Source organism: Pseudomonas sp. T1.Ur (assembly GCF_023516725.1).
Classification (GTDB): domain Bacteria; phylum Pseudomonadota; class Gammaproteobacteria; order Pseudomonadales; family Pseudomonadaceae; genus Aquipseudomonas; species Aquipseudomonas alvandae.
Genome location: NZ_JAMGSN010000001.1, coordinates 1,405,016 through 1,424,931, shown reverse-complemented (window position 1 = coordinate 1,424,931; position 19,916 = coordinate 1,405,016). Strand labels below are relative to the sequence as shown.

Genomic DNA, 19,916 nt, shown 5'->3' with positions numbered 1-19,916 from the left:
CAGGCAAATCCGTGAAAGTCCCGGATGGTAACAAATGCAACGAAGGGCGTCAGCCGTCGAGTTCCGAGAAGCCCGTGAGGAAATGTGGCCCGATGTAACGCTCCGGCAGCTCGAACTCGTCACGGTATTCGACCTGCACCAGGTACAGGCCGAACGGGTGAGCCGTCACGCCGCCGGAACGGCGAATGCGACTGTCGAGCACTTCCTTGACCCATTCCACCGGCCGCTCGCCGGCACCGATGGTCATCAGCACGCCGGCAATGTTGCGCACCATGTGGTGCAGGAACGCGCTGGCGCGGATGTCGAGCACGATCATCTTGCCGTGACGGGTCACGCGCAGGTGATGCAACTCCTTGATCGGCGACTTGGCCTGGCATTGGCCGGCACGGAAGGCGCTGAAGTCATGCACACCCACCAGGTATTGCGCAGCCTCGGCCATGCGCTCGACGTCCAGCGGACGGTGATTCCAGGTGATCTCCTCGTTCAGGTGCGCCGGGCGGATCTGATCGTTGTAGATGACGTAGCGATAGCGTCGGGCGATGGCCTTGAAGCGCGCATGGAAATGCGCCGGCATCACCTTCGCCCAGCTGACGCTGACATCGTGCGGCAGGTTGATGTTCGCGCCCATGACCCAGGCCTTCATCGAGCGCTCGACCTGGGTGTCGAAATGCACCACCTGGCCGCAAGCGTGCACGCCGGCATCGGTACGGCCAGCGCAATGCAGCGACACGGGCGAATCGGCGACTTTGGACAGCGCATTCTCGAGGGTTTCCTGCACCGTCAAGACACCGGAGGCCTGACGCTGCCAGCCGCGATAGCGAGAGCCTTTGTATTCAACGCCCAAGGCGATTCGGAAAAAGCCGTCGGCCGCCATTTCGGCGGCCGGGTTGTCTATGTTTGCCAAGGAATTACAGCCTGCTGAGGTACGCAAAGGCGGGCATTATAAAGCGGGTGCGGAGGGATGCCAGTGCAACGATGATCCCGGGTTGGAACGACTGGCTCTTGCTCCCGCCAGGCTCTGTAGGCGCTGCGTAGGAGCTGCTGAGTGAAACGAAGCTGCGATCTTTCCGAAATATTTGAATCTCAAGCGAAAGATCAAAAGATCAAAAGATCGTCCGAACGCGGCCCGAGCCTTCGCCAGCTCCTACAGAGACTGGCGGGAGCTTGCCCCCTCGCCACAACAGCCGCGTGAACTGCCCGCAAACAAAAACGGCAGCCTCACCGGCTGCCGTTTTTAGTTTTACTGCCGACTCACGCCAGTCGCGACAACATCTCCTTCGCTTCGCTCTGCTGGGTCGCATCGCCTTCACTGAGGACTTCGCCAAGGATATCCCGCGCACCATCGTTGTCGCCCATGTCGATATAGGCCTGGGCCAGATCGAGTTTGGTCGCGACTTCGTCGGTGCCACTGAGGAAATCGAAGTCCGGCTCGTCGTCGGCGGTCGCCAGGGCATCTTCAGCCGTGAAGGTTGGCTGGGCCAGGCTGTCGGAGAGCCGGTCCAGCTCGGCGTTGACATCGTCCAGCTCGGATTCGAAGGCATCCTTTGGCTGCTCATGGGCATCCATCTCGTCGGCCAGGGACAGGTCGAAATCCGCCGGCAGCTCAAGATCGTCAGACGGCGTATCGTCCAGGAGCGGCGTTTGCTCTGCTGGAACGTCCAGCCCCTTGAGGTCGTCATCCAGGTCCAGCAGGAAATCTTCGTCGGCCAGGGCCGGTGCCGGAGCATCGGCCCCCAGGTCCAGGTCGAACTCCGGCAGATCGTCCAGGCTTTCATTGGCTTGGGTCTGCTGCTTGAGCACCGATTCGAAACTCAGGTCGTCGTCTTCCGGAAACGCGTCCAGCTCGGCCAGCGGCTCGGGTGCCGGGGCGGTCGGAGTTGTGTCCAGGTCATCCAGGCTCAGGTCGAAGGCGCTGTCGAGTTCTTCATCGGTTGCCGGCTTGTCTTCCAGCAGGTCCTTGACGTACTGCGCGTCCAGCTCGGCGGCCACGGCCGCTGCAGCCAGGCCAGCCGAGGCGGCAACGACCATGGCCGGGAAACGGCTCTTGAGCTGTTCCACCTGGGCATAGTTCTCGCCATTGGCGACCAATTGGCGCTCCTGGGCGATGAACGCATCGCGGTCGCCCTGCTGGCCGTAGACTTCCATCAGTTTCAAACGCAGGTCGCTGCGCTGAGGCTCGGCCTTGATGCCTTGCTCAAGCAGGTCAGCCGCCTGGTTCAAGCGACCACGGTCGATGTGGGATTGTGCCTGGGGCAACACATCGTCGGAACGGTCGGCGGCCGGGGCCACCAGCGGCGCGGCGATCGGTGGCGTGACGACCACGGGCGCGACCACCGGGGCTGGCTTCGGTGCCGGTGCCGGGGCTGGCTTGGGTTCGAGTTTTACGCTGGGTGGTGGGACCTCAATGCCCTCGAAGCTGCTCGGGGGCAGATCGAGCTCCGGGGAGAAGTCGGCCTCCTCCTCGAGGGCTCGGGCCATGCGCAAATGTTTCTCGGCTTCCTGCTGGGCCTTGCGGCGACGCGCAAGCAGCAATAGCAGCAGCAACAGGACCAACGCACCGCCGCCAATCAACCCCAGCAGGATCGGGTTGGTCAGCAGGTCGTTGTATTTTTTCTCATCGGAAGCCGCCGGCGTCGGCTCGACCGGCGTGGCCGGTGGGGTCGTCGCTTCAGGAGCCGCCTCGGGAGTCGCGGGTGGCGCGGTTGCCGGTGCTTGTGACGACGGTGCGGGCGTCAGTTCTGCCGACATCGCCGGGGTCGATCCGCCCGCAGGCGGGACAGCGGCGCCTTCGGCCTGCATCTTGGCCAGTTGATTGTTCTTCAGCTCGATCAGACGCTGCAGCTTATCCAACTGGCTCTGCAAATCCGCCATGCGACTTTTCAGTTCTTCGTTGTCGCGACGAGCCGAATCGAGGCTTTCCTGGGTCACGGCAAGCTTGTTGCTCAGCGCCTGGGCATCGCCCGCAGCCCCCTTGCCCTTGCCGCCCGCCTTCGCCGACTCGGCGGAAACCAGGCTCAGGTTATCGCGACCGGCGGCCTGGGCCGGCGCACCGTCCTGGCCGCCACGCCTGGTGGCATCCAACTGTTGCCGGCCGTTACCCGCCACGCCCCGACGGCCCTGGCGCCAAGCGGCATTCTGGGCCGCCACTTCGGCGATCGCCTGGGGTTGCGGCAGCGCAGTGCTCTGCACCGGGTCGGGCAGGCGCAATACCTGGCCAGTCTTTAGCAGATTGATGTTGCCATTGATGAAAGCATTCGGGTTCAACGCCTGGATCGCCAGCATGGTCTGCTGGACCGACCCACCGTTGCGCACCTTGGCGGCGATTTCCCACAGGGTGTCGCGCGGCGTGGTGGTGTACTGGGACGGCTTGGTCGCGCCAGTGACCGGCGTGGAGACCGCTTGGGACGGTTTCGCCCGGGCGGCATCGGCGGCCTGCGGCGAGAATTTGGACGGATCGAGCAGTACGCTGTAGTCGCGCAGCAAGCGGCCGTTGGGCCACATCACTTGCACGAGGAACTTGACCATCGGCTCGGACACGGGCCGGCTGGACGTAACGCGCAGGACGCTCTTGCCGTTGGCGTTGATCACCGGGGTGAAGCTCAAATCGTTGAGAAAGGCTTGGCGATCAATGCCCGCCTTGGCGAATTCTTCGGGTGGGGCCAGGCTCGGCACGACTTCGGCGGCGGTCAGTTGCTGGACATCGAGCAGTTCGATTTCGGCCACCAGAGGCTGGTTCGGCGGCGATTTCAGGGTCAACTCCCCGAGCCCGAGCGCATGCGCCATACCGGAGGACAGCGCCGAGGCGGCCGCTATTGCTAACACCAGTTTGCGAACTTGAACCATAGCCTCTTCCTTTGTTTGAACATTCCTCGGCCAGCGAGAAGGTATTGATGCCGCTGCCGTAAGGCATTGCGCGCAGCCCCGAAGCGACGGTGCGCGCGATCGTTTCACTCATGCCCGGGGAAGCGTCCCCGGGAGGGAGGTTCGCCTTCAGCACTCTGGCCAAGCATAGCGCCCAGCTAGAATCATTCGACAAATTGTTGCCAAGTATCTTTTACAGCAGGTCTTTTATCAACAACTCAGCCACCTGCACCGCATTGAGCGCCGCGCCCTTGCGCACGTTATCTGACGTCAGCCACATATTTAGTTCCGCCGGATCGTCGATACCGCCGCGCACGCGACCGATGTAGACCACATCCTGCCCTACCGCATCGCCTACCGGGGTCGGGTAATCCCCCGCTTCCACCAGCTCGATACCAGGCGCCGCCTCCAGGGCTGCGTTGACCTTGGCCAAGTCAACAGGACCGGCAGACTCCACGGTCACGCTAAAGCTATCGCCAAAAAACACCGGGGCTTGAATGCAAGTGACGGAAATCTTTAACAAAGGTCGCTCCAGCACTTGGCGCAATTCACTCACCAGGCGTCTTTCAAGCTGGGTATGCCCCTGCTCATCGGGAGTGCCCACCTGGGCCAACAGATTGAATGCCATTTGCCGGTCGAAGAATTTCGGCTCGAGCGGACGAGCATTGAGCAACTCGGCCGTCTGGCGCGCCAGCTCAGTGACCGCAACGCGGCCTTGGGCCGATACGGCCAGGCTGGCGGCCAGGCTCACGCGCTGTATATCCAGGCATTGGCGCAGCGGAGCCAGGGCCACGGCCAGGACCGTGGCCGAGGGGCTGGGGCTGCTGACCTGCACGGGCCTGGGCAGGTTGGCCAGCACCTGCGGGTTGGCCTCCGGCACGATCTGCGGCGCCTGGTCGGCCGGCAGCGCACCGGACAGGTCGATCAGCGCGCAACCGGCGGCGGTGGCACGCGGGGCGAAGCTCAAGGTAACCGCCGGCCCCGCCGCGAAAAAAGCCAGTTGGACTTTGCTGAAATCGAATTCATCGACCTCGCGCACCCGCACGTTTTTGCCACGGAACATCACCGAGCTGCCCGCCGATTCGCTGCTCGCCAGCAGGTGCAGGTTGCCGATAGGGAAGTCGCGCTCTTCGAGAATCTGGACGAGGGTTTCGCCGACAGTACCGGTGGCGCCGATCACGGCAATATCAAAGGACTGGCTCATGGGTCTACCTCAGGTAAAACGTGGGGAGCGGCACTTTACCGGGTGGTGGGTGGGCAGGCAATTGGCAAGGGATTTGCGGAGCCTGGGCTGGCCCCATCGCGAGCAAGCTCGCTCCCACAAGTCTTGCGGCCACTGAAGATCCCATGTGGGAGCGAGCTTGCTCGCGATGAGGCCGCCCCTGACACCACATGCCTCAAGCGGCTCTTCCAATAAAAAACCCGCACCTCTCACAAGGTGCGGGTTCTTTCACAGCAGCAATCGATCAACGTTCGAGCAGGATCCGCAACATGCGCCGCAGCGGCTCGGCCGCGCCCCACAACAGCTGGTCGCCGACGGTGAAGGCACCGACGAATTGCGACCCCATGTTCAGTTTGCGCAAGCGACCCACCGGTACATTCAGGGTGCCGGTAACCTTGGTCGGGCTCAGCTCCTGCATGCTGGTTTCGCGATTGTTCGGCACCAGCTTGACCCAAGGGTTGTGCTGGCTGATCAGGCCTTCGATGTCGGCGATCGGCACGTCTTTGTTCAGCTTGATGGTCAGCGCCTGGCTGTGGCAACGCATGGCGCCGATGCGCACGCAGATGCCGTCCACCGGGATCGGGCTCTTGAAGCGACCGAGGATCTTGTTGGTCTCGGCCTGGGCCTTCCATTCTTCACGGCTCTGGCCGTTCGGCAGTTCCTTGTCGATCCAGGGGATCAGGCTGCCGGCCAGCGGCACGCCGAAATTCTCGGTCGGGTAGGCATCGCTGCGCATCGCTTCGGCGACCTTGCGGTCAATGTCGAGAATGGCGCTGGCCGGGTTGGCCAGGTCATCGGCGACGGCGGCGTGCGTCGCGCCCATCTGCTTGATCAGTTCACGCATGTTCTGCGCGCCGGCACCGGACGCCGCCTGGTAGGTCATGGCGCTCATCCACTCCACCAGGCCGGCTTCGAACAAGCCACCCAGGCCCATCAGCATCAGGCTGACGGTGCAGTTGCCGCCGATGTAGTTCTTGGTGCCCGCGTCCAGTTGCTGGTCGATGACCTTGCGATTCACCGGGTCGAGGATGATCACCGCGTCGTCCTGCATGCGCAGGCTGGAAGCGGCGTCGATCCAGTAACCCTGCCAGCCGGCTTCGCGCAGCTTGGGGAAGACTTCGCTGGTGTAGTCGCCGCCCTGGCAGGTCAGGATCACGTCGAGGGTCTTGAGCTCTTCGATGCTGTAGGCATCCTTGAGCACACCGGTGTCCTTGCCCACGGACGGGCCCTGGCCACCAACGTTGGAGGTGGTGAAAAACACCGGCTCAATGAGATCGAAATCCTGCTCTTCCAGCATTCGCTGCATGAGCACGGAACCGACCATGCCGCGCCAACCGATCAGACCTACACGTTTCATCGCAACTACACCTTTACAAAAGTGGGCCACCGTCGAAGCGGTGGGCCCGAAAGATTACAGATTCCGCAGCGCGGCGACTACTGCATCGCCCATTTGCTGCGTACCGACTTTGGTACAACCTTGCGACCAGATATCACCGGTGCGCAAGCCTTGGTCCAGGACCACGCTGACGGCTTTTTCGATCGCGTCGGCGGCATCGTTCAAGTTGAAGCTGTAGCGCAACATCATCGACACCGACAGGATGGTCGCCAACGGGTTGGCAATGCCCTGCCCGGCGATGTCCGGTGCCGAGCCGTGGCACGGCTCGTACATGCCCTTGTTGTTGGCGTCCAGCGAAGCCGACGGCAGCATGCCGATGGAGCCGGTGAGCATTGACGCTTCGTCGGACAGGATGTCGCCGAACATGTTGTCGGTGACGATCACGTCGAACTGCTTCGGCGCACGGACCAGTTGCATCGCGGCGTTGTCGACGTACATGTGGCTCAGCTCGATGTCCGGGTAATCCTTGGCCACCTGCTCGACCACTTCGCGCCACAACTGGCTGGAAGCCAGGACGTTGGCCTTGTCCACCGAGCACAGTTTCTTGCCCCGCACGCGGGCCATGTCGAAGCCGACCCGAGCGATACGGCGGATTTCGCTTTCGCTGTACGGCAGCGTGTCGTAGGCCTGGCGCTCGCCGTTTTCCAGCTCACGGGTGCCGCGTGGGGCGCCGAAATAGATGCCGCCGGTCAGCTCACGCACGATGAGAATGTCCAGGCCGGAGACGATTTCCGGCTTCAGGCTCGAGGCATCGGCCAGTTGCGGGTACAGGATCGCCGGACGAAGGTTGCCGAACAGGCCCAGTTGCGCACGAATTTTCAGCAGGCCGCGTTCAGGGCGAATGTCGCGTTCGATCTTGTCCCATTTCGGGCCGCCCACGGCGCCCAGCAGCACGGCATCGGCGGCACGGGCACGGTCGAGGGTTTCATCGGCCAGGGGCACGCCGTGCTTGTCGATGGCCGCGCCACCGATCACGTCGTGGCTGAGTTCGAAGCCCAGGCCGTACTTGTCGTTCGCCAGTTCCAGGACCTTGACCGCCTCGGCCATGATTTCCGGGCCGATGCCATCACCTGGGAGAATCAGAATCTGCTTGCTCATGCTTTCCTCGTTTGTTCGGTTTTCGGCACCACCCGCTGGGGCTGGCCGGGAAAAATCCTATCGCTCGGCCCACAGCACCAGCACATCCGTACTGAACGAACCATCGGCCTCAATCTGAAAATATTCACGCACTTCGTCGCCCATCGAACGCTGCAGCTCGAGAATCGCCGCACGCATCACCTCGGGGGTGCGCATGCGCTCGACCCAGGATTGGTATTCCAGGCGCAGCCGCTGGCGCGAAGTGCTGCGCGTGTGCAATCCCGCTTCGCTGACCTGGCGCAACCACTCATCAGCCGAATAATCGCGCACATGGCTGGTGTCGCGCAGCACTTCGATGCTTTGCAGGTACGTGTCCAGCAACGGTGTGCCCGGCGACAGGATGTCGATGAACGCCATCACCCCGCCCGGCTTGAGCACCCGGCGCACTTCTCGCAGCGCCAAGCCAAGATCGCTCCAATGATGCGCCGAATAACGGCTGAACACGAAGTCGAACTCACCGTCGGCGAACGGCAACCGCTCGGCGGCGCCACGGACCGTGCTGATATTGCCCAGGCCACGCTCGGCAGCTGCGGCGCTCACCACATCCAACATCTGTTGCGACAGATCGTACGCCACCACCTCACCGGCCAGCGGTGCCACGTGGAAACTCACATGGCCGGCGCCGCAGCCCAGGTCCAGCACACGGGCATCGCCACGACCGGCCAACGCAGCCTGTAGCAGCGCGAACTCAGCGCCCTGGGCGTGCACGGCACTGCTCAGGTAGGCCGAGGCCTGTTCACCGAATTGCTTTTGTACGACTTGGCTGTGGGCGGTGCTGGTCATGGTGACTTCCTTTTGGGGTATAGCCTTGTGGTGTCGGTACTGCCGCCTTCGCGAGCAAGCTCGCTCCCACAGAGGATTTGCGGTGTTCACAAAACACCTGTGGGAGCGAGCTTGCTCGCGATGGGGCCCGCACTGACTACATCGATCTCAGGTCAATCAAGCATCACGAAACAACCAAGGCTGGCTCGCCCGATGCTTGGCTTCGAACGCGGCAATCGCCTCGCCGTCCTGCAAGGTCAGGCCGATGTCATCCAGGCCGTTGAGCAGGCAATGCTTGCGGAACGCATCGATCTCGAAACCCAGTACCTTGCCGTCGGGACGGGTCACGGTCTGGGCCGCCAGGTCGATCTGCAACTGGTAGCCAGGGTTGGCCTCGACCTGCTGGAACAGCTCATCCACTTCGGCGTCGCTGAGGATGATCGGCAGCAAGCCGTTCTTGAAGCTGTTGTTGAAGAAGATGTCGGCGTAGCTCGGCGCGATGATGCTGCGGAAGCCGTACTCTTCCAAGGCCCATGGCGCGTGCTCGCGGCTCGAACCGCAACCGAAGTTCTCCCGGGCCAGCAACACACTGGCGCCCTGGTAACGCTCTGCGTTGAGCACGAAATCCTTGTTCAGCGGACGCTTGGAGTTGTCCTGGTACGGCTGGCCGACATCCAGGTAGCGCCACTCGTCGAACAGGTTCGGGCCGAAACCGGTGCGCTTGATGGACTTCAAGAACTGCTTGGGAATGATCTGGTCAGTGTCGACGTTGGCACGATCCAAAGGCGCGACAAGACCGGTGTGCTGGGTAAAAGCTTTCATGCTGCGCTCCTTCAGATCAATTCGCGGACGTCGACGAAACGGCCATTCACGGCCGCCGCGGCGGCCATCGCCGGGCTCACCAGGTGCGTACGGCCACCGGCGCCTTGACGGCCTTCGAAGTTACGGTTGGAGGTGGAAGCGCAATGCTCGCCCGACTCCAAACGGTCCGGGTTCATGGCCAGGCACATCGAGCACCCCGGCTCACGCCATTCGAAACCGGCTTCGAGGAAAATCTTGTCCAGGCCTTCCGCTTCGGCCTGGGCCTTCACCAGGCCCGAGCCTGGCACCACGATCGCCTGCTTGATGGTCGAGGCGACCTTGCGGCCCTTGGCGATGACTGCGGCGGCGCGCAGGTCTTCGATCCGCGAGTTGGTGCAGGAACCGATGAACACGCGGTCGAGCTGGATGTCGGTGATCGCCTGGTTGGCGCTCAAGCCCATGTATTTCAAGGCGCGGACGATAGAGTCGCGCTTGACCAGGTCCATTTCCTTGGCCGGATCCGGCACGTTCTGGTCCACGGCCAGGACCATTTCCGGCGACGTGCCCCAGCTGACCTGCGGCTTGATCTGCGTCGCGTCGAGCTCGACCACGGTATCGAACTTCGCATCGGCGTCGGACACCAGGTCTTTCCAGGCTTCGACCGCCATGTCCCATTCCGCGCCCTTTGGCGAGAACGGACGGCCCTTGACGTATTCCACGGTTTTTTCATCGGCGGCCACCAGCCCGACGCGTGCACCGGCCTCGATGGACATGTTGCAAATGGTCATGCGGCCTTCGACGGACAAGTCGCGGATCGCGCTGCCAGCGAACTCGATGGCATGGCCGTTACCGCCAGCGGTGCCGATCTTGCCGATCACGGCCAGGACGATGTCCTTGGCGGTCACGCCGAACGGCAGTTTGCCCTCGACGCGCACCAGCATGTTTTTCATTTTCTTGGCGACCAGGCACTGGGTGGCGAGCACGTGCTCGACCTCGGACGTACCAATACCGTGGGCCAAGGCGCCGAATGCGCCGTGGGTCGAGGTGTGCGAGTCGCCGCAGACCACGGTCATGCCCGGCAAGGTCGCGCCCTGCTCCGGGCCGATGACGTGGACGATGCCTTGGCGCACGTCGTTCATCTTGAATTCGACGATGCCGTATTCGTCACAGTTGTCGTCGAGGGTCTGGACTTGCAGGCGCGAGACCTGGTCGGCAATCGCCTCGATGCCGCCCTTGCGCTCCGGCGTGGTCGGTACGTTGTGGTCCGGGGTCGCGATGTTGGCATCGATGCGCCACGGCTTGCGCCCGGCCAGGCGCAGGCCTTCGAAGGCTTGCGGCGAGGTCACTTCGTGGATGATGTGACGGTCGATGTAGATCAGCGCCGAGCCATCGTCGCGCTGCTTGACCAAATGCGAATCCCAGAGCTTGTCGTAGAGCGTTTTGCCGGCCATCAGACGGTTTCCTCATCAGCTTGTTTCTATGCCCCGGGCCTTGAACAGGTCAATGACCCCTTGGCTTGTGAGGCTGATGTTATGAGGCTACATTAAATAACTCAAATTCATATTTTTCATACTTTGCATAACCAACAGGAATTCGACTGAAACGGCCATGGACCTCGCCAACCTCAACGCCTTTATTGCCATCGCCGAGACGGGCAGCTTCTCCGGTGCCGGCGAACGCCTACACCTGACCCAACCCGCCATCAGCAAGCGGATTGCCGGGCTGGAACAGCAGCTCAACGTGCGCCTGTTCGATCGACTGGGCCGCGAAATCGGCCTGACCGAAGCCGGTCGGGCCCTGCTGCCGCGGGCCTACCAGATCCTCAACGTACTCGACGACACTCGCCGCGCCTTGACCAACCTGACCGGTGAAGTCACCGGGCGCCTGACCCTCGCCACCAGCCACCACATCGGCCTGCACCGCTTGCCGCCATTATTGAGGGAGTTCACCCGACGCTACCCACAGGTGGCCCTGGATATTCAGTTCCTGGATTCGGAAGTGGCCTACGAAGAAATCCTCCATGGCCGGGCGGAACTGGCCGTCATCACCCTCGCCCCCGATCCCCACGCCTTGGTAAGCGCCAAGCCGGTATGGGACGACCCGCTGGATTTCGTCGTGGCCCCGGAGCATGCGCTACTGGAAAACGGCGCGGTGAGCCTGGCGGACATTGCCTTGCACCCAGCAGTCTTCCCGGGCGGCAATACCTTCACTCATCACATCGTGCGGCGATTGTTCGAAGCCCAGGGCCTGACGCCGAACATCGCCATGAGCACGAATTATCTGGAAACCATAAAGATGATGGTCTCCATCGGCCTGGCCTGGAGCGTTTTGCCCCGCACCATGCTCGATGAGCAGGTAGCGCGCATTCCTTTGCCGGGCATACAGCTCAGTCGCCAGCTAGGCTATATCCTGCACACCGAACGGACGCTGTCGAACGCCGCGCGGGCCTTCATGGCTCTATTGGACGCACAAATCGATCTGCCAGGGACAAGGGCATAAGTTGTGCTACTCCTATAGGGCCACTACGCCTGCGCATAATGCCCATCTGCCCAAGGCCCGCTAGAGAATGCCCAAACCCGCTGACCATATCCCGCCCCTGCCGCGTATCCAGGCGCTGGACCCGAAACGGTCCGAGCAAAGCTGGGATAGCGCGCCACAGTTGCTGGCCGCCCTGAACGGAGCGCGGCTGGGGGCTTGGTCGTGGGACATCGATACCGGGCAGATCAGTTGGTCGCGGGGCACCCAGGCATTGTTCGGCTTCGATCCGCGCCAGCCGTTGCCGGCGGACGTGGATTACCTCGACCTGCTGCTGCCTGAAGACCGGGCCAGGGCCGTGCGCGCATTTCACGCGGCGGTGGCCGGTGCACCGCTTGAACAGGCGATGCACCACCGCATCGTCTGGCCCGACGGCAGCCTGCACTGGCTGGAAATCAGCGGCAGCGTACTGCCCGACAAGCACGGCCGGCCGCGCATGATCGGGGTCATTCGGGAAATCACCCACCAGCGCGAACGGGAACAAGCGCTGCGCAGCTCGGAAAAGCGCTTCGCCACGCTTTTTCACCTGTGCCCGAACATGGTCCTGCTCACCCGCCAGGAGGACGGGCTGATCAGCGAGGCCAACCAATATTTCGAAAGCCTGTTCGGCTGGCCGGTGCATGATGTGATCGGCCGTACCACCCTGGAACTGGGTTTGTGGGTTGATCCCTCGCAGAGAGCGAGACTGGTGGAAGCGACCAAGGCCAAGGGCGAGCTGATCAGCATGGAAGTGGAATTCCGCGCCAGTAACGGCCAGATCCACAACGGCATTCTCAGCGCCCAGAAGGTCGAGCTTGAAGGCCAGCCTTACCTGCTCAGCACGTTCCTCGACACCACCGAGCGCAAACTCGCCGAACAGGCTCTCAAGGACAGCCAGGAGCGCCTCGACCTGGCCCTCGACTCGGCGCAACTGGGGACTTGGGACTGGCACATTCCCAGCGGCATGCTCTACGGCTCGGCCCGGGCGGCACAGCTCCATGGCCTGGAGCCCAAGGCGTTCCACGAATCGTTCGATGCGTTTTTCGAGGGCGTGCCCACCGAAGAACGCAACAACATGCGCAACGCCTACCGCAGCCTGCGCGAAGGCCCGGCGGGCAACTATCAACTGACCTACCGCGTGCAACTGCCGGACGGCAGCTCGCGCTACCTGGAAAGCCGTGCCCGCCTCTACCGCAACGACGACGGCAGCCCCCTGCGCATGGCCGGCACCTTGCTCGACATCACCGACCAGGTGGAGCGCGAACAGAGCCTGGCGGCCTCGGAAGAGAAATTCGCCACGCTGTTCCAGGTCAGCCCCGATCCGATCTGCGTCACCCACCAGGACGATGGCCGGTTTATCGAAATCAACTCCAGCTTCACCCAGACCTTCGGCTGGGCTGCCAGCGACGTGCTCGGTCGCAGTGCCGACGAGATTGGCCTGTGGGACGCCTCGGGCAGCAGCCTGCAACGCATCGAACGAGTGATTCGCGAACAATCGCTGAGCAATGTCGCCGTGGTGGTCTATCACAAGAATGGCCAGCCGCTGACCTGCGTCATCTCCAGCCGCCAGATCAACGTCGGCAACCAGCCCTGCATCGTCACCACCCTGAGGGACATCACCCAGCAGCAACGCTCCGAAGCGGCGCTCAAGGCCAGCGAGGAAAAGTTCGCCAAGGCATTCCACTCCAGCCCGGACGCCATCACCATCACCGAATTCGAGAGCGGCCGCTACCTGGAGGTCAACGACGGCTTCTGTCGCCTGACCGGCTATCGCGCTGACGAGGTGATTGGGCATACGGTCTACGAAGTCGGCATCTGGGCCGAGGAGAAACAGCGCGCAGCCTTGCTGGCGGAGCTGCAGCTCAAGGGTCGCGTTCTTCACCAGGAAATGCTCGGGCGCAACAAGCGCGGGGAAATCCTCACGGTGGAGGTGTCGGTCGAACCTATTACACTCAACGAGAAGGCTTGCCTGCTGCTGACCGCCCGGGACGTGAGCCTGCTGCGCAACGCCGAAGCACAGATCCGCCACCTGGCCTACCACGATTCCCTGACCAACCTGCCCAACCGGGCGCTGTTGATGGACCGATTGAGCCAGCAGATCGCCTTGCTCAAGCGCCACAATCTGCGCGGGGCCTTGCTGTTCCTCGACCTGGACCACTTCAAGCACATCAACGACTCGCTCGGTCATCCGGTGGGCGACACGGTGCTGAAGATCATCACCGCTCGCCTCGAAGCCAGCGTGCGCCTCGAAGACACGGTGGCGCGGTTGGGCGGCGATGAGTTCGTGGTGTTGCTCAGCGGTCTGGAGGGGACGCGCGGTGCCGTCAGCCAACAGGTGCAGAACCTCGCCGATACCCTGCGCGAACTGCTTTCCGAGCCGATGTTCCTTGACGGTCAACGGCTGCAAGTCACGCCAAGCATCGGCATGGCACTGATTCCGGACCATGGCTCGACGCCCACCGACCTGCTCAAGCGCGCCGACATCGCCCTGTACCGCGCCAAGGATTCGGGACGCAACACCTCGCAGATGTTTCACACCACGATGCAAAAAGCCGCCAGCGAACGGTTGCGCATGGAAACCGACCTGCGCCAGGCCTTGGCCCGCAATGAGTTCAGCGTGCATTTCCAACCCCAGGTCGACGCCCGGGACAACCGCATCATCGGTGCCGAAGCCCTGGTGCGCTGGCATCACCCGGACCTGGGCGCCCAGTCGCCCAACGAGTTCATCAAGGTCCTGGAGGACAGCGGGCTGATCCTGGAGGTCGGGACCTGGATCCTCGATGAAGCCTGCGATGGCTTCAGGCAACTGATTGCCAAGGGCAAGGTCGATCCGCAGCAATTCAGCCTGTGCGTGAACATCAGCCCACGGCAATTTCGCCAGAGCGACTTCGTCGAACGCATCGAAAACAGCCTCGCCCACCACGGCCTGCCGTGTGGCATGTTGAAACTGGAAATCACCGAAGGCATCGTGATCCAGAACCTGGACGACACCATCGCCAAGATGCGCCGGCTCAAGAAGCTCGGAGTGAGTTTCGCCATGGATGACTTTGGCACCGGTTATTCGTCGCTGACGTACCTCAAGCGCCTACCGGTCGACACATTGAAAATCGACCAGTCATTCGTGCGGGACGCCACCAGCGACCCGAACGACGCCGAAATCATCCGCGCTATCGTCGCCATGGCCCGCAGCCTCAACCTGGTGATGATTGCCGAAGGCGTGGAGACCTTGGAGCAACTGCAGTTCCTGCAAGGGCTCGATTGTCATTTGTACCAGGGTTATCTGCACAGCCGACCGTTGCCGTTGGAGGCGTTTGAGCGGTTGTTGCCCTAACATGGAAACGCGGCGGGGAACCCTTGTGGCGAGGGGATTTATCCCCGTTGGGCTGCGAAGCAGCCCTAAAGCCGTCGCCTCGGTGTGTCAGGATAAACAGCGTCGCCTGTTCTTTTTTGGGGCCGCTTCGCAGCCCAGCGGGGATAAATCCCCTCGCCACAATTAATCTTCCACCGATCTCAAAAATGAAAAAGGGCGCCATTTCGGCGCCCTTCTTCAACAGCGATGGATCAATTCTCCAGCGCAGGTTTCTGCTGCGCACCATTGATCGGGATGCGCTTGGCTTTCGCCTCTTCCGGTACCACGCGCAACAGGTCGATGCTCAACAGACCGTTGCTCAGGCCGGCGGATTTGATCTCGATATGATCCGCCAACCGGAAGGACAGCTTGAACGCACGCTGGGCGATGCCCTGGTGCAGGAAGGTCACGCTGTCGTTGCTGGCCTCGCGCTTGCCGCCACTGATGGTCAGCACACCTTTCTCCACTTGCAGGTCCAGGTCTTCTTCCCGGAACCCGGCGGCGGCGACTACGATGCGGTATTCGTCATCGCCATGTTTTTCCACGTTGTAGGGTGGATAGCTGCTGCCCGGCTCGTTGCGCAGTGCGGTTTCGAACAGGTCGTTGAAACGGTCGAAGCCCACCGAGGAACGGAACAGAGGGGCCAGCGAAAATGCAGTACTCATGATTCAAATCTCCTGAAAGTTCAGCAAGTTTTTTTGTCTCCGCGACCCGAATTCGGCATCGCGTACCCCTTATCTAGGGTCCGCCAAAAACTTTTCAAGAGCCTTTTTTGAAATTTTTTCAGGCCGCTTCGGTGCGCTGCACACCCAGCAAATGGCCCACCGCGTCCAGGTCGGTTTCCCGGCGCACGGCGCTGAACAGCTCAACCGCCTCAGGGTAGTTGCGGGTCAGCATGGCCAGCCATTGCTTCAATCGACCCGGCGCCTGGCGTGGCGTCAGTTGCTCGACCACTTGCAACCAGAAATCCTGAAGCATCGGTTGCAGGTCGGCCCAGGTCATCTCGGTGACCTCTTCACCGGCCCGGGCGGCGGCGATCTGCCGGGCCAGGTCGGGACGGGACACCAGGCCACGGCCGAGCATGATGTCTTCGACACCGCTGATTTCGCGACACCGGCGCCAGTCTTCGACGCTCCAGATATCGCCATTGGCGAACACCGGCACCTTGACTACGTCCTGGACCCGGGGAATCCACTCCCAATGAGCCGGTGGCTTGTAACCGTCGACCTTGGTCCGCGCATGCACGACGATGTGCGCCGCGCCGCCTTCGGCCAGCGCGGTGGCGCAGACCAGCGCGCCATCCGGGCTGTCGAAGCCCAGGCGCATCTTCGCCGTAACCGGGATATGCTTGGGCACCGCGCGCCGTACGTGCTCGACAATTTCGTTGAGCAGCTCAGGCTCCTTGAGCAACACCGCTCCACCCCGGGATTTGTTCACGGTCTTGGCCGGGCAGCCGAAATTCAAATCGATCACCTCGGAACCCAGCTCGCAGGCCAGCGCCGCGTTCTCCGCCAGGCACACCGGGTCGGAGCCCAGCAATTGCACTCGCAGCGGCACGCCCGCGGCAGTCCGGGCACCGGTCAGCAGTTCAGGGCCGAGCTTGTGGAAATAAGCCGGCGTGAGCAGACGGTCGTTGACGCGGATGAACTCGGTGACGCACCAGTCGATACCGCCAACACGGGTCAGGACGTCCCGCAGGATGTTGTCGACCAACCCCTCCATGGGCGCCAGGGCAATTTGCATGGAAACACACACTCGAACGAAAAACGTGGGGCAGTTTAGCGGATTTTGCTACCTATCCGGCATCACTATGAGTTCTTTGTGGGAGCGAGCCTGCTCGCGAAAGCGGTGGGTCTGCTTGTGGAGATGCTGACTGTACCGCCGCCTTCGCGAGCAAGCTCGCTCCCACAAGGTTCCAAGGTGCTCACTGAATCGCAATCCACCACCAATCCCTGTGGGAGCGAGCTTGCTCGCGATGGCGGTGGGTCTGCTTGCGGCGATGTTGGCTGTACCGCCATTTTCGCGAGCAGGCTCGCTCCCACAAGGGTTCCGAGGCGTACATGACATCGCAATCCGCCGCCAATTCCCTGTGGGAGCGAGCTTGCTCGCGAAAGCGGTGGGTCAGTCTATGAGGATGCCGGACGGTTCCAGGGCCGGGCCATAACCTTCGATGAATTCCGCCGGCATGCGCTTGGGCCGGCCAGTGGACAGTTCGATGCAGACAAAAGTGGTCTGGGCCCGCAGCAACGTGGTGTTGTCGCTGGGACGGACCAGTTGGAAATGCCGGGTCATTTTCAGCCGCTGGTCCCAGTCGACGATCCAGGTCGCCAACTGCAATTCATCGCCCTCATAGGCCGCCGCCAGGTAATCGATTTCATGCCGCACCACCGCCATGGCCCGATCCAGTCGGCGGTACTCCACCAAGTCCAGGCCCAGGCGCTGGGAATGCCGCCAGGCGCAGCGCTCCAACCAGGTGACGTAGACCGCATTGTTGGCGTGGCCCAGCCCGTCGATGTCCTCGGCATTCACCTGAAGGTCAATGATGAACGGCGTTGCCCGATCCCAGCCCATGCCCGTCTCCTGTCAAATGTGGATCGGGGCAGTGTAACGGAAGCTCAAGCCGATTGCCGCGCTTGCAGGCTGCGTCCGGCCAACAGTGATAACACGCCATCAATGACACGGGGATCGGCCAGGACTCGCTGATGCCCGCCCTGGGGTAACCGCAACAAGCGACTGTCGAACCAGGCCTCATGGATCAGCTGCGACTCCTTCACCGAAACCGACGTATCGTCCTCGGCGTGGGCGATCAACCCCGGAATATCCAACTGATATTGCGCGACGTCCATCTTCGAAGCCCGCATGCCCACGTCTTGCTCCACCTGCCGAATGAAAGCCGAGCGCGCCCGGGGTGGCATTCCCATCATCCGGGCAAAGCCACGCAGCACGCCGAGGATACGCGCCGGCGCGGCGATGCTCACCAGCGTCTCGGTGCGCAAGCCCAACTGAACCGCCAGCATGGCACTGGCGCCGCCCATGGAATGGCCGATCACCGCTTGCAATGGCGGCAATTCCGCCGCGGCCTCAAGCATTGCCCGGGCAAACAACAGAACGTTGGCCTCATGACCGGGCGAGCGGCCATGGGCCGGCCCATCCAGCGCCACTACCGTATAGCCGGCATCGACCAGCGCATTGATCAAGGCCGCGAACTGGGTTGGCCGCCCTTCCCAACCGTGCATCAGCAGGACAGCCGGGCCTTTGCCCCAACGCAAGGCGGACAGGCCGAAGCGCAAGGTGATGCGCTCTGACGAGGCCAGCAATGGCAGCTCCCAATCTCGCGGTGGCAGGTTGCGGGGACTCATGAACACCTTACGCATTTTCTTCGCCACCAGGCGCGGTGCTATCCGGCCAAGGGTGCCATTGACGCCACGAATCCAGCTCAACCTGTCCATGCTCATCTCCAGGGCTTGCGCCTCAGCTCAGCGCACCGCCGACTTGGCGGCGCGCAGCAAACGATCCGATAACTCGCCCGGGCCCAACGCCCGTGCCAGGGCCAGGCCGCCAACCATCAAGGCAATGTCGGCCAGCGCTTTGTCTGCGTCTTCAGGGCTGGCCGCCAACTGCGCGACCATCAACTCGATATGTTCGTTAAGCACCTCGCGAAACGCATCCGGCAGCCGCCCGAGTTCACCGACCGACGCCGGGATCGGGCACGCCTGCTCGGTGGAGTCACGGTGCTTGCGCGACAGGTAGAACGCTGCGACCAAGGCGCGCCGCTCCTCACCCGTCAGTTCCGAATCCATGTCAGCGATCAAGCCACGGCGGCGATTCAGCAATTGCTTGAACGCCTCCAGCATCAACGCGTCCTTGCTTTCGAAATGGGCATAGAAACCACCCACCGTCAGCCCGGCCGCGCCCATCACCTCGCCCACGCTCGGCTCGGCCGGTCCGCGCTGGATCAGTGCATCGCTGGCGGCCTTGAGAATGCGCTCACGGGTTTGTGCTTTTTTATCGCTCATCGTTGCCTCCGAATATTACGATTGAAATATTATTCCCATAATAAATTTCTGCAAGCGAAATATTGACCGCTGGTCAGAAGTATTTTTCGAGGATAAGGGAATTGGCTGAACGCCAGACAAACAAAAGGGCCATTCAATAATTGAATGACCCTTATAAAATCCCGCAGAGCGGGTAATCGTGGCGTCCCCTAGGGGACTCGAACCCCTGTTACCGCCGTGAAAGGGCGGTGTCCTAGGCCACTAGACGAAGGGGACACAAACCTTCTGAACATGATCAGCGCTGAGGACTGATCGCTTCAAGGCCGGTGTGGCCAAACCTTGAAGTGTAAATTGGTGGAGCTAGACGGGATCGAACCGTCGACCTCTTGCATGCCATGCAAGCGCTCTCCCAGCTGAGCTATAGCCCCGGATTTTTCGCCTCGCGGCGGAGCGACATTTTGTAACATCGCTTCTGTAAAACTGGCGTCCCCTAGGGGACTCGAACCCCTGTTACCGCCGTGAAAGGGCGGTGTCCTAGGCCACTAGACGAAGGGGACGCAAACCCTTCTATACAACTGATCAACGCTGAGTGTTGATCGCTTCAAGACCGGTGTGGCCAGGCCTTGAAGTGTAAATTGGTGGAGCTAGACGGGATCGAACCGTCGACCTCTTGCATGCCATGCAAGCGCTCTCCCAGCTGAGCTATAGCCCCTCATCGCTGAGGACGGGGCGAATCTTAAGGGCGTATCGGAGGGCTGTCAAATTTATTTTCAAAGAATTTGAAAATTTTTTGCCGGGATAACAATCACTTACCACCTTCCCCAATAAAACTGGGGCCTCGCCTGTTCCATAGGAGCTGTGTAGGAGCTGCCGAGCGAA

Annotated in this window: 15 protein-coding genes and 4 tRNA genes; 2 read left to right on the top strand and 17 right to left on the bottom strand. The window is 62.0% G+C overall.

The features are described from left to right. Positions 1–49 precede the first annotated feature (49 nt). The 8 genes from truA to leuC form a co-directional block, all read right to left on the bottom strand. Positions 50–874: a tRNA pseudouridine(38-40) synthase TruA gene (truA, locus tag M8Q45_RS06415; RefSeq protein ID WP_030142027.1), complete on the bottom strand. Its 825-nt coding sequence runs from the start codon at positions 872–874 to the stop codon at positions 50–52. A 377-nt stretch (positions 875–1,251) separates the two neighbouring features. Continuing rightward, a complete protein-coding gene (locus tag M8Q45_RS06410) occupies positions 1,252–3,843 on the bottom strand; it encodes a FimV/HubP family polar landmark protein (RefSeq protein WP_249873984.1) in 2,592 nt (863 codons plus the stop codon). Positions 3,844–4,054: 211 nt separating this feature from the next. Further along, on the bottom strand, positions 4,055–5,065 hold the full coding sequence (locus M8Q45_RS06405) for an aspartate-semialdehyde dehydrogenase (protein ID WP_249873983.1): 1,011 nt from the start codon (positions 5,063–5,065) through the stop codon (positions 4,055–4,057). A 262-nt stretch (positions 5,066–5,327) separates the two neighbouring features. Beyond that, a complete protein-coding gene (gene asd, locus M8Q45_RS06400; protein ID WP_053185893.1) occupies positions 5,328–6,440 on the bottom strand; it encodes an aspartate-semialdehyde dehydrogenase in 1,113 nt (370 codons plus the stop codon). A 54-nt stretch (positions 6,441–6,494) separates the two neighbouring features. Continuing rightward, positions 6,495–7,577 (bottom strand): 3-isopropylmalate dehydrogenase, encoded by a 1,083-nt coding sequence (gene leuB, locus M8Q45_RS06395; RefSeq protein ID WP_063320312.1) that lies wholly within the window; start codon positions 7,575–7,577, stop codon positions 6,495–6,497. A gap of 57 nt (positions 7,578–7,634) precedes the next feature. Further along, positions 7,635–8,399, bottom strand: a complete 765-nt coding sequence (locus M8Q45_RS06390) for a class I SAM-dependent methyltransferase (protein WP_181289106.1) — start codon at positions 8,397–8,399, stop codon at positions 7,635–7,637. Between the two features lie 156 nt (positions 8,400–8,555). After that, complete coding sequence (gene leuD / locus M8Q45_RS06385) at positions 8,556–9,200, bottom strand: 3-isopropylmalate dehydratase small subunit (protein WP_030142033.1); 645 nt, start codon at positions 9,198–9,200, stop codon at positions 8,556–8,558. An 11-nt stretch (positions 9,201–9,211) separates the two neighbouring features. After that, entirely contained in the window at positions 9,212–10,630 is a 1,419-nt protein-coding gene (gene leuC / locus M8Q45_RS06380) for a 3-isopropylmalate dehydratase large subunit (RefSeq protein ID WP_003203866.1), read from the bottom strand. Positions 10,631–10,787: 157 nt separating this feature from the next. Between leuC and M8Q45_RS06375 the strand changes: the two genes are divergently transcribed. Continuing rightward, a complete protein-coding gene (locus M8Q45_RS06375; protein WP_249873982.1) occupies positions 10,788–11,678 on the top strand; it encodes a LysR family transcriptional regulator in 891 nt (296 codons plus the stop codon). A gap of 67 nt (positions 11,679–11,745) precedes the next feature. Then, positions 11,746–15,024, top strand: a complete 3,279-nt coding sequence (locus M8Q45_RS06370) for an EAL domain-containing protein (RefSeq protein ID WP_249873981.1) — start codon at positions 11,746–11,748, stop codon at positions 15,022–15,024. Positions 15,025–15,254: 230 nt separating this feature from the next. Here M8Q45_RS06370 and M8Q45_RS06365 read toward each other — a convergent pair whose 3' ends face one another. The 9 genes from M8Q45_RS06365 to M8Q45_RS06325 form a co-directional block, all read right to left on the bottom strand. Beyond that, positions 15,255–15,707 (bottom strand): Hsp20 family protein, encoded by a 453-nt coding sequence (locus M8Q45_RS06365; protein ID WP_030142036.1) that lies wholly within the window; start codon positions 15,705–15,707, stop codon positions 15,255–15,257. Between the two features lie 118 nt (positions 15,708–15,825). Continuing rightward, entirely contained in the window at positions 15,826–16,785 is a 960-nt protein-coding gene (locus M8Q45_RS06360) for a tRNA dihydrouridine synthase (protein WP_249873980.1), read from the bottom strand. Between the two features lie 378 nt (positions 16,786–17,163). Beyond that, complete coding sequence (locus M8Q45_RS06355) at positions 17,164–17,613, bottom strand: acyl-CoA thioesterase (RefSeq protein WP_249873979.1); 450 nt, start codon at positions 17,611–17,613, stop codon at positions 17,164–17,166. A 44-nt stretch (positions 17,614–17,657) separates the two neighbouring features. Next, on the bottom strand, positions 17,658–18,491 hold the full coding sequence (locus M8Q45_RS06350) for an alpha/beta fold hydrolase (RefSeq protein WP_249873978.1): 834 nt from the start codon (positions 18,489–18,491) through the stop codon (positions 17,658–17,660). A gap of 27 nt (positions 18,492–18,518) precedes the next feature. Then, positions 18,519–19,058, bottom strand: a complete 540-nt coding sequence (locus tag M8Q45_RS06345) for a TetR/AcrR family transcriptional regulator (RefSeq protein WP_030142039.1) — start codon at positions 19,056–19,058, stop codon at positions 18,519–18,521. A 179-nt stretch (positions 19,059–19,237) separates the two neighbouring features. Further along, positions 19,238–19,313, bottom strand: a tRNA-Glu gene (locus M8Q45_RS06340). 76 nt (positions 19,314–19,389) lie between these two features. Next, positions 19,390–19,465: transfer RNA gene (locus M8Q45_RS06335), tRNA-Ala, on the bottom strand. A gap of 53 nt (positions 19,466–19,518) precedes the next feature. Beyond that, a tRNA-Glu gene (locus tag M8Q45_RS06330) sits at positions 19,519–19,594 on the bottom strand. Positions 19,595–19,673: 79 nt separating this feature from the next. After that, a tRNA-Ala gene (locus M8Q45_RS06325) sits at positions 19,674–19,749 on the bottom strand. Between the last annotated feature and the right edge of the window lie 167 nt (positions 19,750–19,916).

Excerpts from the sequence above, each read along its gene's own strand:
- M8Q45_RS06345 (WP_030142039.1), bottom strand. The coding sequence starts at position 19,058 with ATGAGCGATAAAAAAGCACAAACCCGTGAGCGCATTCTCAAGGCCGCC.
- truA (WP_030142027.1), bottom strand. The coding sequence starts at position 874 with ATGGCGGCCGACGGCTTTTTCCGAATCGCCTTGGGCGTTGAATACAAA.
- M8Q45_RS06390 (WP_181289106.1), bottom strand. The coding sequence starts at position 8,399 with ATGACCAGCACCGCCCACAGCCAAGTCGTACAAAAGCAATTCGGTGAA.
- M8Q45_RS06355 (WP_249873979.1), bottom strand. The coding sequence starts at position 17,613 with ATGGGCTGGGATCGGGCAACGCCGTTCATCATTGACCTTCAGGTGAAT.
- M8Q45_RS06350 (WP_249873978.1), bottom strand. The coding sequence starts at position 18,491 with ATGGACAGGTTGAGCTGGATTCGTGGCGTCAATGGCACCCTTGGCCGG.
- M8Q45_RS06365 (WP_030142036.1), bottom strand. The coding sequence starts at position 15,707 with ATGAGTACTGCATTTTCGCTGGCCCCTCTGTTCCGTTCCTCGGTGGGC.
- leuC (WP_003203866.1), bottom strand. The coding sequence starts at position 10,630 with ATGGCCGGCAAAACGCTCTACGACAAGCTCTGGGATTCGCATTTGGTC.
- M8Q45_RS06370 (WP_249873981.1), top strand. The coding sequence starts at position 11,746 with ATGCCCAAACCCGCTGACCATATCCCGCCCCTGCCGCGTATCCAGGCG.
- asd (WP_053185893.1), bottom strand. The coding sequence starts at position 6,440 with ATGAAACGTGTAGGTCTGATCGGTTGGCGCGGCATGGTCGGTTCCGTG.
- M8Q45_RS06405 (WP_249873983.1), bottom strand. The coding sequence starts at position 5,065 with ATGAGCCAGTCCTTTGATATTGCCGTGATCGGCGCCACCGGTACTGTC.
- leuB (WP_063320312.1), bottom strand. The coding sequence starts at position 7,577 with ATGAGCAAGCAGATTCTGATTCTCCCAGGTGATGGCATCGGCCCGGAA.
- leuD (WP_030142033.1), bottom strand. The coding sequence starts at position 9,200 with ATGAAAGCTTTTACCCAGCACACCGGTCTTGTCGCGCCTTTGGATCGT.
- M8Q45_RS06410 (WP_249873984.1), bottom strand. The coding sequence starts at position 3,843 with ATGGTTCAAGTTCGCAAACTGGTGTTAGCAATAGCGGCCGCCTCGGCG.
- M8Q45_RS06360 (WP_249873980.1), bottom strand. The coding sequence starts at position 16,785 with ATGCAAATTGCCCTGGCGCCCATGGAGGGGTTGGTCGACAACATCCTG.
- M8Q45_RS06375 (WP_249873982.1), top strand. The coding sequence starts at position 10,788 with ATGGACCTCGCCAACCTCAACGCCTTTATTGCCATCGCCGAGACGGGC.